The organism is Cellulosilyticum ruminicola JCM 14822 (assembly GCF_001311925.1).
In the GTDB taxonomy this organism is placed as follows: Bacteria; Bacillota; Clostridia; order Lachnospirales; family Cellulosilyticaceae; genus Cellulosilyticum; species Cellulosilyticum ruminicola.
Map to the genome: position 1 here is coordinate 1 of NZ_BBCG01000075.1, position 13,174 is coordinate 13,174.

Below are 13,174 nucleotides of genomic sequence, written 5' to 3' on the forward strand. Positions count from 1 at the left end.
CACAGAAGGCAACTTTTGAATTATGAAATATCCTCATTTAAGAAATAGATAGAATTTTAGTTAAAATAGTTTTTATATTTTAAAATATTTGAAAATAAATAATATTTAGAACTGCATAAGTTCGAAATTGTTTGAAATATATATAAAAAAATAAAATAATGTATTGTTTTGGTGTAAAATAGCGAGTATAATAAATTGAACAAAAATTTATGAACTATACTTAAATGCATAGGAGGGATAATATGATTTTTGATCTATTAGAAAAAGTTGCAACTTATATGGAGAGCAGACAGCTTTGATATGTGATAAGAAAGTAACTTATAATGAACTAAAAACATTTGCACAAAACATAGCACAAGAGCTTAAGAAAATAAAAGTTCAAGAAGGGGAACATATACTATTAGCAATGGATAATAGTATAGAATTTGCTATAGGATTTTTTGGAATTAATTTAGTAGGTGCAACTGTTATTCCTGTTTATATGAAAAGTGGGATTAATAAATTAAAAGGGATTATAGAATTTTATGAAATCAATACAATTCTTGCACTACCTAAATATAAGAAACTTTTTGATGAAATGCTAGAAGAAAATAAATCATTACAATTAAAGATTCTATATGTGGAAAAACAAGAAAATGAGTTACATATCGAACATGCAGGGATAAGGCTTAAAGAAGTAGCAGTAAATCCTAAGAAACCGGCAATTATTTTATTTTCATCAGGCACAACTAATATGCCTAAAGGGATTATGCTATCTAATGAAAATATTGAAAGTAATGTTAAGGCAATTTCAGATTATTTAGCACTTTCAAATGTAGATCAAATTTTGCTTATTAAAAATATTAATCATGCATCAAGTATTACAGGGGAATTATTAGTAGGATTAGCTAATGGCTGCACGCTTCATATGATGACGGGTATTTTAACGGCGAGTCGTACGCTGAAAGTATTGGAAGAAGAAAAGATATCTGTTTTATTTGGTGTACCTACTTTATTAAATGCCATGATGGGAGAACGTAATTTTGAAACATACGATTTAGATGCTCTTAGAATTATTAATTTTTATGGGGCAAGTATGGCGATTGCTAAAATTAGAGAGTTGGCACTTAAGTTTCCAAATACAAATTTAATTTATTCTTATGGATTAACAGAGGCTGCACCTAGGGTAACGTATATTATGCGTGAACAATTACTTACAAGAGAGGGATCAAGTGGTATACCAATTGAAGGAACAACTGTTAAGATTATGAATGAAAATCAAGAAGCCTTACCTCTTGAAATTGGTGAAATTTGTGTAAAAGGTCCAAATGTTATGCAAGGATATTATAAAAATGAATTACAAACTCAAAAGGTTTTAAAGGATGATTATTTACATACAGGTGATTTAGGCTATAAAGATAAAGATGGTTATTTATATGTAACAGGTCGTAGAGATAATCTTATTATAAAAACAGGTAAGAATGTTTATCCTGAGGAGATTGAAGGGGTGCTTTTAGGATTTAAAGGTATTAAGGAAGTATTGGTACGTGGAGAAGAAGATGAGCTTTTAGGACAAGATATTGTAGCTTATGTAGTAGGGCTTGAAGGGGTTCAAATTAAACTTATAGATGTGTTAAAGCATTGTAAAAAAGAATTAGAAGATTATAAGATACCAGGTAAAATATATCAGGTGGAAGCTTTACAAAAAACAATTAGTGGCAAGATTATTCGCAAACAAAATATTAATTTAGGGGTGGAGTAGATGAATAAACGTGTAGATGATGAATTAAAAAAATTAATAATGAGTCATGCTAGAATTGGAATGTGTATTGAGGATATTGAAGATGATGCAGATTTAATTGATGATTTTTTATTTGATTCAATTCAAGTATTGCGATTGATTGTAAGTATTGAAAATGAATTTGATATATATATTGGAGATGAAAAGGAGCTTTTTGAAATGGTGACTAATTATGGAAGATTAAGAAAATATATAGAAGAAAAGGTTGAGGCCCATGAATAGTTGGTTAAAGGATCATGAGAAACAGCTAAAAAAATTATTTACATTTTTAAATGAAAATAATGCTTTTTATAAAACAATTTTTGAAACGCAAAAAATAGATTTATCAGCACCTATAGAAGAGATTTTTTATAGATTACCTATTATTACAAAAAAAGAAGTTAGACAACATTATGAAGACTATATTTCTAATATGCCTGTACCAACTTTTTCTGAATTAACAAGTGGTTCAACAGGGATACCAGTAAAATGTGTAAAAACAAATTCTGAACGTACTAAATTAGGGTTAAATGTTTGGCAACAAAGGGCAAGGTGGGATTCAGAAGTTTCTTTAGAGAATTATATTTATTTATATGATGTTAGTACATATAAGAAAATCGGAAACATCTTGAACTTTGAAATTGAAAATATGAAAGTGTGTTTTAAAAAGTTATTAGCACTTAAACCAAGGTGGATTTCAGGTCCTATTTCTAGTTTTGAACGTTATGCGAAGTGTATTGAAATGGGTGAGATAGAGTATACGCCAGGAATCATCAAATATTTGGAGCTGTTTGGAGAGTATGCAACACAAGAACAAAGAGCTTATGTAGAACGAATCTTTGAGGCAAAAACAATTAATCACTATGGGACAATAGAAAGCTGGTGTTTTGCTTATGAATGTCCTAGTGGACATTTACATGTGCAAAATAATTTATTTTTTGCAGAACAGCTACCAACACAAAATAAATTAGGAGAATCTGTAGGAGAGATTGTACTGACAAGTCTGTTTAATAAAGCGATGCCACTTATAAGATATAATTTGCAAGACTTAGGAGAAATTTCTGATGTAGCTTGTGAATGCGGTCAGACATCACAGGTAATTCGTTTAGCTGGTGGTCGCACTGGAGATATTATTAAAGGGACAGATGATGTTTTAGGCGAATTATTTTTTAAACGAGGTATTTATAAGGTAATTCAAAATTTTGGAGATTGTATATTAGGCTATCACGTGGACCAAATGGCAGTAAATACTTTTGTTATATCTATTGAAAAGGGCAAAGGCTATAATTCACAAGCTGAATTAATACTTAAGAATCATATTGTACGAGGTTTAGGAAAAGATGTAGAAGTCATTTTTAAATATGTAGATATATTAAAGCCATTACAATCAGGAAAAATGAAAATATTTACTTCACATGTAAAGGATAAATAAGGAGGCGTATATGTTAACTGAATTTAAACCAACCCATCGAGGTACATATAACTGCTTAGAAGATGTTTTAGAATGTTTAGCTACAGGATATGAAAGAGAACACTTATTAATGTTTATGAAGGCTTGGGACTTTAACTTTTTTTTAAAATCACTTAAAGGAGATAAGAGATTAGGGACACGAGTGGAGTCGGGGGAATATAATGCATGGGAAAGTTTAAAAGCTTACCATGGTATTGGCTCTAAATGTCTTTTTACAAGTAACAGGCAAAAGCAAAGAGACAATTTAATAGTAGAACTTCAGGCAAGGCGACCAGTTGTATTATGGCTAGATGGCTATTATGTACCTTGGACGAATATTTACAAGCAGCTTCACATGAAGCATTTTATTATAGCAATTGGTATAGATGAAATGGGGCAAATAGAGATTATTGACCCTTATTGGAATAAAAAAGTTAATAAACTTTCTATGGAAGCATTTGATCAATCTACTGCCAAGTGTATTAATATTAAATGTTTAGAAGAACCACATATTATATGGCAAGATATTTTAAAGAGTCACATAGAGCATATTATGATACGCCCTTATAATGCTTTTGAAAGTATGCGTCAATTTGCGCAGGCTATAAAAACATTAGATTTAACGATAGAAATAGCAGGATTCGAAGAACTGCCATACAATTGTCCATTTTTTATGCAATTAGCCGAAGTATTTTTTAAACGACTTAATTATAGTAAATGCTTAATCTATATGGGGGAACGTTTTGAAGAAAAACGTTTAGTGATGTACGGTGAAGAAATGGAGAAAATTGGTAAAATTTGGCAAAATACAAGAGAACAATTTGCTGATGTCTATAAAGGTAAATGTAATACAGATATATATTCTCAAATTGCGGATACCATTTGTTTGTTAGCAGATCAAGAAGAAACACTAGCAAAGAAAATTCTAATCTTATGTAAGTGAGGACGATGCAAATGAAAGAGTATCATTTTATTAGTAAAGAACAATATAATTGCCTCGAAAATGTATGGGTAACCTTGCTAACTACTAGAGGGGTGGACTATCCTCTAATGTTTGCAGAAAACTGGGGGTTTACGCTTTTTCCACCAGAAGAAGAAAATCAAATAATAGGTTTTCGAATAGGTGGAGGTGAGTATAAAGTACTAGATTGCTTAAGTAATTATATAGGTATACATACAAAGTATTATGAAACAGAAGATATAGAAGCACAAATTGCATTATTAAATAAAGAGCTTGAGGATGGTCATGATGTAATAGTAGAGGCTGATAGCTACTATTTTCCTTGGAAATTAGTTGGTGAAAGGCATAATTTTATTCATTATGGCTTAATAGTTGGAAAAGATGAAATTACAGGAGATTATCAGTGTTTAGATCCTTTTGAAAACTCCGATTTGAATCCTTTAAGTCGTGAAAATTTGGTAAAAGGAAAGCTACATTGCATGACAATCAGAAAAGGTGAAGCGAAAAAAGATATTATATGGCAAGATATTGTTAAACATGCAGCGATGTAATGTTATTAGAAAATGGAATAAGTGGTATAGAGGGGATGCATAAATTTATAGGAGAATTAGAGTCACATTTTAATATGGCTGAAGAAGCAAGAGGTTATGAAGGAATGATTTGGTTAGCACCTATTATCTTTCGTATCTCAGATGTCGGTTCAAGACGATTTAATTTTGGAGAATGTTTAAATTATTTGGGACATAAATATGGGGTCGATGCACTTGAAAAGTATGGAAGAAAGTTGGAAACGGTAGGCGCTAAGTGGCGTAGAGTAAGAAGAGTCATGGTAGCATCACTTACAGATCAAGAAAGAGATTATATACCAATGCTCATAAAAATTATTAATGAGATTATCAATGAAGAATTACAGATTGCATTAAGTTTAAAAGCATTGGCAAGTGGGAGACTTAAATGAAAAAACAAATAAAAAAGAAACTTTTTCATTACATTGTAAAGAAAACTTATTTCTTATTAGGAAGTTTGTTAATAGGAATTATGTTACTTCTTATCCTTGTAACGCATACCTCTAAGGGAAGTTATATAACAATTAATGATGCTAATATACAATTTACTGGCAATACATATTGGATAGATGCTATATGGGAGGATGAGAAAAACATAGGCAAAGATTTTGAAGAAGGTCAAGAAGTAATTTGGTTTAAAGATGCTTCAAGCAATCGACATACAGGAATTATTAAGTATGTAAAATGTTTAAATAAAGAAGTACCTAAACAATATGAATTTAGCATTGAAGTGACAGAGGAAGTTGTAAAAAAAGAATTTAAATTACCGTTAGAAGATTCTACGACAGTGCTAGTAGAGATTAAAGTAAAGGATGTACCAATCCTCTTGAAAGGAGAAGCCTAAGAGGTGAGATAAGTGGAAAATCAGATAATATTTAAGCAAGTTTATGCTTATGCGAAACAATATAAGGTTTCATTTTTTAATTTATTTACATCTACTATTGTAGCGAACATTTTGACTATGACATTTCCTTTTTTACTTTCAATGATGGTAGATGAAGTTTTTTTACATAGTAATAAGGCTTTTTATGTAAAAGCCATAAGTTTTTATGTTGTTATTTATCTTATTCAAGCGGTAATGTTATTTATTCAAACAGTAACTTTCGCATATTTATCAAACCGCTTTTTGTTTGATATACGTTTTCGGTTATTTAAAAAAGTAGAAGCATTACCTATATTAAAGAGGCAAACATATACGACAGGAGACTTAATGACACGTATTAATAGAGATACTGATGAAATTATGGATTTTATTCATGTAAATTACTTTAATATTGCTATTTTATATGTGCAAATAGTAACTTGTTTGCTATTTGTAGTATTAATTGATATGCAAATTACGTTATTACTATTTTTATTGTTACCAGTTGCAGTTTATTTTGCAGTACATTGTGGTAAAAAAAATTGAAGTACGTGCAAGTAAGTATAGGCAGAAATATGGGGAACATATAGGGTGGCTATATGAAATTTTAAGTGGTTTAAAAGAAATTAGATTATTGAATAGTACGATACCTGTAAATAGACGTTTTACAAAGGACACAGTAGATTTAACACGTATTAAAGGAAAAATTGCGGTAGATGAGTTAACTGCAGAGCGACTCAATACAGGTGTATGCTTGATTTGTATGTTGATTATTTATATTGTAGGAAGCTTAAAAGTAGAAAAAGGGGAAATGACTTTAGGAGAAATTACAGCAATAATTTGGTATTTTAATTTATTAAAAACATCACTGATTATCTTAAGTCAGAGGATGATAGGTGCTAAAAAAATGAAGTAGCTCTCAAAAAAGTATTTGAACTTTTACGAGAAGAAGAAGAGGTAACAAGTAACAAAAGATTCATGGTAACAAAAGGAGAAGTTACTTTTGAAAATGTTGATTTTGAATATGTACCCAATAAAACACTTTTGAATCAATTTAATTTAAAAATTAAAGCTGGCGAAACATTGGCACTTGTAGGAGCAAGTGGTTCAGGGAAAACAACATTAATGTATTTATTGCTAGGATTTTATAAAGTGCAGAAAGGTAAGGTGTGTATTGATGGTGTTGATATTTCCACAATTAACACAGGATTATTACGTGAGCAAGTAGGTATGGTACAGCAAGAATGCATATTATTCCATGAAACGTTACGATATAATTTGTTATTAGCAAAACCTAAAGCAACAGAACAAGAATTGCTACAGGCTTGTAAAGATGCACAACTTGAAACAGTGTTACAAAAGTTGCCAGAAGGATTAGATACGAAATTAGGTGGAGAAAATATATCAATATCAGGTGGAGAGCAACAACGAGTTGCCATTGCAAGATTATTTTTAAGGAATCCAGCTATTGTAATTTTAGATGAAGCAACTTCGCATTTAGATGGAGAAACAGAAAAAGAGATTCAAAAAGCTTATGCACGTTTATGCAAGGGAAGAACGACTATTATTATCGCTCATCGCCTTTCAGCTATTCAAGATGTAGATTGTATTGCTGTATTGAATAAAGGCGAATTAGTTGGCTATGGTAAACATGAGAATTTGTTGAATATGTGTACAGTATATAGAAATTTATATGAATACCAATATAATAAGGAGGGAGTAGGAGCAAAAGATGAAGCTATTTAAAAAAAGATTAGAAATTAACCGTGCTTTATATCCTTTCCTTAAAGCAAGTAAGGGTGCATTAATATTTGTAATTATCGGGAAAGTCATACTTATAGGACTAGGACTTTTGATGCCTGTTTTTAACAAAATGCTAATAGATCAGGTACTTTTAAAAAAACAAATGTCATATCTAAAATGGGTTGTTATAGGATGTTTAGCAACATACTGTGTTGAGACATTAATAATGTATATTATGAAAGCATCCGAAAATAAGCTTTATTACAAAACAAGTTTTTTAGTTAAGTATGATTTATGGCATAAACAATTATATACGCCTATTCATGTTTTAGAAAAAGAGATTGTAGGAGAACAAAAAAATTGCTTGGATAATGATGTACTAAGTGTTGAAAATTTTTTGGTACAACAAATGATTTGTAGTTTTGTAGAAGCTGTTACAGTTGTAAGTGTTATTATTTTGTTACTTAAAATGAATATTGCCTTATGCCTTTTTGGATTATTAGTTATTCCATTATCTTTTAAAATAACAACCTATTTTGGGACAAAGGTGGCACAATCCGTAGAATTATATAGAGTCTTATGGGGAAAATATGAAGATTGGATTGCGGAGTATTTAACAAATTGGAAAGAAGTTAAGGCATTGCATTTAGAAAAACATGGTGGTAGTAAGTTTGTGCATTATTGGAAAAGGTTAAGCAGAGCTAACTTTGAAAAATGGATGAATTGGTTTGCAAATGCTAATTTTGTTATTGTAAAGGATACTTTTATTGTTAATTTGAGTATTTATTTTGTGGGTGCAGTACTTATTTTTTATGGCAATTTAACAGTAGGAAGTTTGCTTGTATTTAAAGTCTACTATGAAAAGATGATTGCAAGTTTGAATAAAATAAATGAATTAGATATGAATTTGTACACATTTTTACCAGGTATTGAACGTGTATTAGAAAAATTAAATAGTAAAAGAATGTCTAAAGGAAAAGCAATCAAAACTTTTAACGGCAATTTGAAAATTAAAAATGTAGATTATCAATATGAAGGAAGTCAATGCAATGCACTTCAAAATATAAATTTACAAATAGAACAAGGAGAACATATTGCTATTGTAGGACCAAGTGGGTGTGGAAAAAGCACTTTAATTAAATTAATATTAGGTATTTATACACCGACTGAAGGAAGTATTATAGTAGATGGGACACCTTTATCAGAGATAGACTTAAAAAGTTATTACGCACATATAGGAATTGTAAGTCAAGAGTTTATATTATTTAATGTGTCTATAGTAGAAAATTTAAGATTAGTTGCACCTAAAGCGAGCATTAAAGATATAGAAGTAGCTTGTAAAATGGCACACATTTGGGATGAAATAAAAGTATTACCAGAAGGGCTTCATACTAAAATAGGTGAAGGTGGTGAAAAGTTATCTGTAGGACAGAGACAAAGATTATGTTTAGCACGTGCATTTTTAAAAAAAGCATCATTACTTATTTTAGATGAGGCGACATCAGCATTAGATAGTGAATCTGAAAGAGCTATAAATGAAGCAATAGAGCAATTAGATATAACAGTAATTGCAATCGCACATCGTTCTACTGCTGTAGAAGCAATGTCAAGAGTAATCGTATTAGAAAGAGGCAGAGTTGTAGGAGACAATACACCAAAAGTTTTAGCACAAGAACATGAGACTTATAAAAGAATTTTTGCAAGTGTACTTTAAAATTTAAAAGATAAGGAGGCGAAAACATGAAGGGAGTAGATGAAAAACAAGTGAAAGAAAAAAGTCTTAGTGAACGTTTTTTAGAGGTTGTTAGTAGAAATAAGAACCAAATTGCTTTGTATACACAAGATCAAGAAATGAGTTATGAGCAACTTTATAAGCAAAGTTGCAAAGTTGCAGACCAATTGATTCAAATGGGTATACAACAAGAAGAAGTTGTTGCAATTATGATGGAACGTTCTATGGAAATGATTGTTGCCATTTTAGGTATTTTGATGGCCGGTGGGGCATATATGCCTATAGCGCCTGATTATCCTGATAAGCGTATTATATATATGTTGGAAAATAGTCAAACACGATTTGTATGTATACCTGAACATAAGCAAAATGAAAAGTTTGATGTGACTTATATTGAAATAAAATTAAAAATAGGAAAAGTATTAGATGAAGTAATGCCAATAGAACAAATGATGTTAACTATAAAAGAGCGAAGCCATGCACGCTCATTAGCTTATGTGATGTTTACATCAGGGTCAACTGGACAGCCAAAAGGTGTTATGGTTGAGCAGCAAGGTATAATAAGACTTGTGGATAAGCCTAATTATATTACATTTTGTGCTACAGATAAAATACTACATGCAGCATCACCAGTATTTGATGCATCTACATTTGAAATATGGGGTGCGTTATTAAATGGTTTATCGTTATGTATTGTAAGTCAGGAAGAAGTATTAGATATAGAAAAATTGAAAGCATTTATAGAGACATATCATGTGACAATAGCATGGTTTACAGTTGCACTATTTAATCAGTATGTAGATAGAGACATTACTATATTTAAAGCGTTTAGAGTTATCTTAACGGGAGGCGATGTATTAAGCCCTAAACATATTAATAATTTAAAGGCAGCTTACCCAGAATTAACACTGATAAATGGCTATGGACCAACTGAAAATACTACATTTTCTACTTGTTTTACAATTACAGAAAAATATGAAGAAAGTATTCCGATTGGAAAATGTATTAATGACACTCATCTGTATATTTTAAATGAAGCGGGTGAGTGTGTAAAGAATGGAGAAGTAGGAGAACTTTGTTTTGGTGGAAAAGGTGTAGCACGTGGCTATTTAAATAGTCCAGAGTTAACTAAAGAAAAATTTATAGAAGATCCATATATAAAAGGGGAAAAAATTTATCGCACAGGTGATTTAGGTTATTATTTAGCAGATGGAAATATTGCTTTTATAGGGCGTAGGGATTCACAGATTAAATTAAGAGGTTATCGCATTGAACTTGGAGAAATTGAGCAGGAAATTAGTAAAATTGAAGGAATTAATGAGGTAGTAGTAAAAGTATTCTTAGATGAGATGCAGCAAAAATATTTGTGTGCTTACTATACAGCATCATGTGAGATAGATAAAAAGGAGTTAAGAGCAACATTAAAAACACAATTACCTTATTATATGATGCCATCTTACTTTGTACAAGTTCAGGTATTTCCAATCAACACAAGTGGTAAAATTGACAAAAAAGCCTTAAGCATACCAGGTATAGAAGATAAAGTTTGTGCAACATATGTTGCTGCTAGAAATGAACAAGAAGCAAAAATGGTTAGTATTTGGGAAACAGTTTTAAAAGTTACGCCGATAGGGATAGAAGATAGTTTTTATGAATTAGGTGGAGATTCATTAAAAGCTGTACAAATAAATAGCTTAGCAAAAAATAATGGGATAACATTTAATATCTCAGATCTTTTAGCAAAGGAAACAATTATAGGTATTTTAGAGAAAGAGGAGATACAAAAGAATCAGTTTACCTTTGTACAGGAACAGTATCGTATGAAAAATCTTGAGCAACTTAAAGTGTTAAGAGGAGAAGATGCGATATCAAGTTATGAGTCAGGCGTCATAAAGACAAGTTATAGCCTACCGATTGCTTTTCAAACAGAAGTAACATCGTATTTACATCGTAGTTTACCACTATGTATTATTTTAGCCTATGATGCTTATAAGAATTGGTATTATACCAATTATATTCAAATTTTTGCTTATACAGATACGAATGACTTTACAGAAGTAAATTATCTAGAACCAAGAGATAGTTATCATGATTTGGCAGATGTAATTTGCTTAGGATATCATTTATTAAAAAATGAACAAGATATTATAACGTTTATAAAGGAAAAAATAAATTTAGGTTATTATATTGTAATGCATCTAGATGAATATGCTTTATCATGTAAGATAGATTATAATAAAAATCATTTTGTTCATCCTTCTCTTATATATGGTTATGATGAAGCAACACGCATTATTAAAGCAGTAGGATTTGATGATTGTAGGATGTTTTGTAAATTAGATTTTACAGAAGAAGAGGTGAGAGTAGCATATAGAGAAGGAATGGAACATTACTTAGAATATGCCCCATGGTGTGCATGGTCAGCGGTACAACTAATTAAACCGAAAACACCTTATAAAACATTTCCATTTAGTCAACAGAAGTTTATGAGAGACTTAAAAGATTATATAGAAGGAAGCGGTGATTTTTATAGATTATACGATTTTGAATATCCAGAGAAACAAGCTGTATATGGATTAGAAGCACAAAAAGTAGTAGCAAGTCAACTAAAAAAGCTATTAGAAGATAAATTTACAATTGATTATCGTGCAATTCATTTACTTGTAGAACATAAAAAAGGATTATATCAAAGATTAATGTATATTGGTGAAAATCAAGAATTGGATATGAAATGGCAACAATATTGCAGTCTATATAAAGCTTTAGTTGATAAATGGGAAAAATTAAGAGTGGATTATTTACATGAGTCCTTTAATACGTTTGAATTATCAAATTTAACTGAAGAACAAAGTATGATGATTATACATACTAGTAATGAAATATTAGGATTATATGAAGAAGAGTATGATATTTTACAAAATATATATAGGGTTTTAGAAAAACTGAATATAGGATAGGAGGGGAGTGGCGTGAAAAGTTATAGTTTTATAATTCCAACTTATCAAGCAAAAAATCTTATTGTGAATACACTAGAGGCGCTGAATCATTTAGAATGTACAAATGATATGATGTATGAAGTGATTGTTGTGGATGATGGGTCTAATGATGGAACAGGAGAAGCAATTCATGAGATGCATTTGAATTATTTACTTAAATATATTTATGTCCCTAGAACAGATGAGTCATCAAGAGCAAAAGCTAGAAATTTTGGGATAAGGGAGGCAGAAGGGGATTATCTGGTATTTATTGATGGAGATATTATTGTACCTTCTAATTATTTATTAAGGCTTAATAATTTTTGAGATGGATTCTAATATTATTGTAGCAGGAACAAGAAAACTTTTATATGAACCTATAACTTATGAAGGTGTTCAATTAGAAGAACTTTTTAGTGAATCTTATTTAAGTAAATATGAACATAATAAAGATTTTAGACATGCAATATTTGAAGATTTATCATATAATGCAGGAGCTATGAGTACACCGTTTTTATTTGCATTAACTTGTAATTTGGCAGTGCCTAAAAAATACGCTAATGAAATAGGTGGATTTGATGAAGCATTAAAAAAGTGGGGGATTGAAGATATTGAATTTGTCTATCGTCTTCAAAAATTAGGATTAAAAATAGTAATTAATAGTAAAGGTGAAGTTTTACATCAATTTCATGGTTTAAAAGAGAAAAATAAAGTGGATACGACACAAATTCAAGAGGTAGATTATAATACATCTGTTTTTGTAAAAAAATATCCAGGTTTTTTAGGATTAAGTGATTTACAAGTATATGAATTATTTAGGAGTATAGCAATTCATTATAAGGAGCTACAAAAAGTAAGTAATAAACCATGTAAAATAATACATTTTACAAATAGTACAGACTATGAAAAGATTCAAAGGGAAGTTTTAGAAAATAATATAAGTCAAGACTACACATTAATTATCTATGATAAAGTAGGGATCACAGATTTGGATATATGGATTCAATTATATACAACACCGTCTGTTATTGTAAAATACTATCCTAAATTTTAATATATACTATAAACGTGCATAAATGCACCCAATTAATTACCAAAAGAGGGTCTATAAATAATTTTGTGTATT

14 protein-coding genes are annotated in these 13,174 nt (G+C 30.2%); all 14 read left to right on the forward strand.

What is annotated here, in order from left to right:
* Positions 1-256: 256 nt before the first annotated feature.
* The 14 genes from JCM14822_RS16250 to JCM14822_RS16315 all read left to right on the forward strand — a co-directional run bounded on the left by JCM14822_RS16250 (position 257) and on the right by JCM14822_RS16315 (position 13,102).
* On the forward strand, positions 257-1,741 hold the full coding sequence (locus JCM14822_RS16250) for a class I adenylate-forming enzyme family protein (RefSeq protein ID WP_083461518.1): 1,485 nt from the start codon (positions 257-259) through the stop codon (positions 1,739-1,741).
* Complete coding sequence (locus JCM14822_RS16255; RefSeq protein WP_054743439.1) at positions 1,742-2,002, forward strand: acyl carrier protein; 261 nt, start codon at positions 1,742-1,744, stop codon at positions 2,000-2,002. It abuts the gene before it with no gap.
* Positions 1,995-3,191 (forward strand): phenylacetate--CoA ligase family protein, encoded by a 1,197-nt coding sequence (locus JCM14822_RS16260; protein WP_054743440.1) that lies wholly within the window; start codon positions 1,995-1,997, stop codon positions 3,189-3,191. The genes JCM14822_RS16255 and JCM14822_RS16260 overlap by 8 nt, the downstream gene beginning before the upstream one ends.
* A gap of 10 nt (positions 3,192-3,201) precedes the next feature.
* The gene (locus JCM14822_RS16265; RefSeq protein WP_054743442.1) at positions 3,202-4,152 is read left to right on the forward strand and encodes a BtrH N-terminal domain-containing protein; all 951 of its coding nucleotides are present in this window, start codon (positions 3,202-3,204) and stop codon (positions 4,150-4,152) included.
* A gap of 11 nt (positions 4,153-4,163) precedes the next feature.
* On the forward strand, positions 4,164-4,721 hold the full coding sequence (locus JCM14822_RS16270) for a BtrH N-terminal domain-containing protein (protein ID WP_172674846.1): 558 nt from the start codon (positions 4,164-4,166) through the stop codon (positions 4,719-4,721).
* The gene (locus JCM14822_RS16275; protein ID WP_054743446.1) at positions 4,721-5,128 is read left to right on the forward strand and encodes a hypothetical protein; all 408 of its coding nucleotides are present in this window, start codon (positions 4,721-4,723) and stop codon (positions 5,126-5,128) included. Before JCM14822_RS16270 ends, JCM14822_RS16275 begins: the two co-directional genes overlap by 1 nt.
* Positions 5,125-5,580: a cadherin repeat domain-containing protein gene (locus JCM14822_RS16280; protein WP_054743448.1), complete on the forward strand. Its 456-nt coding sequence runs from the start codon at positions 5,125-5,127 to the stop codon at positions 5,578-5,580. The genes JCM14822_RS16275 and JCM14822_RS16280 overlap by 4 nt, the downstream gene beginning before the upstream one ends.
* A gap of 12 nt (positions 5,581-5,592) precedes the next feature.
* A complete protein-coding gene (locus tag JCM14822_RS22750) occupies positions 5,593-6,144 on the forward strand; it encodes an ABC transporter transmembrane domain-containing protein (RefSeq protein WP_054743450.1) in 552 nt (183 codons plus the stop codon).
* Positions 6,128-6,514: an ABC transporter transmembrane domain-containing protein gene (locus JCM14822_RS22755; protein ID WP_054743452.1), complete on the forward strand. Its 387-nt coding sequence runs from the start codon at positions 6,128-6,130 to the stop codon at positions 6,512-6,514. The genes JCM14822_RS22750 and JCM14822_RS22755 overlap by 17 nt, the downstream gene beginning before the upstream one ends.
* A gap of 62 nt (positions 6,515-6,576) precedes the next feature.
* Positions 6,577-7,344, forward strand: coding sequence for an ABC transporter ATP-binding protein (locus tag JCM14822_RS16295; protein WP_054743454.1), 768 nt, complete (start codon positions 6,577-6,579; stop codon positions 7,342-7,344).
* Positions 7,331-9,055, forward strand: a complete 1,725-nt coding sequence (locus JCM14822_RS16300; RefSeq protein WP_054743456.1) for an ABC transporter ATP-binding protein — start codon at positions 7,331-7,333, stop codon at positions 9,053-9,055. Before JCM14822_RS16295 ends, JCM14822_RS16300 begins: the two co-directional genes overlap by 14 nt.
* Before the next feature lie 26 nt (positions 9,056-9,081).
* Complete coding sequence (locus JCM14822_RS16305) at positions 9,082-12,030, forward strand: non-ribosomal peptide synthetase (RefSeq protein WP_054743458.1); 2,949 nt, start codon at positions 9,082-9,084, stop codon at positions 12,028-12,030.
* A 12-nt stretch (positions 12,031-12,042) separates the two neighbouring features.
* The gene (locus JCM14822_RS16310; RefSeq protein ID WP_054743459.1) at positions 12,043-12,375 is read left to right on the forward strand and encodes a glycosyltransferase; all 333 of its coding nucleotides are present in this window, start codon (positions 12,043-12,045) and stop codon (positions 12,373-12,375) included.
* Between the two features lies 1 nt (position 12,376).
* On the forward strand, positions 12,377-13,102 hold the full coding sequence (locus tag JCM14822_RS16315; protein ID WP_054743460.1) for a galactosyltransferase-related protein: 726 nt from the start codon (positions 12,377-12,379) through the stop codon (positions 13,100-13,102).
* Positions 13,103-13,174 lie beyond the last annotated feature (72 nt).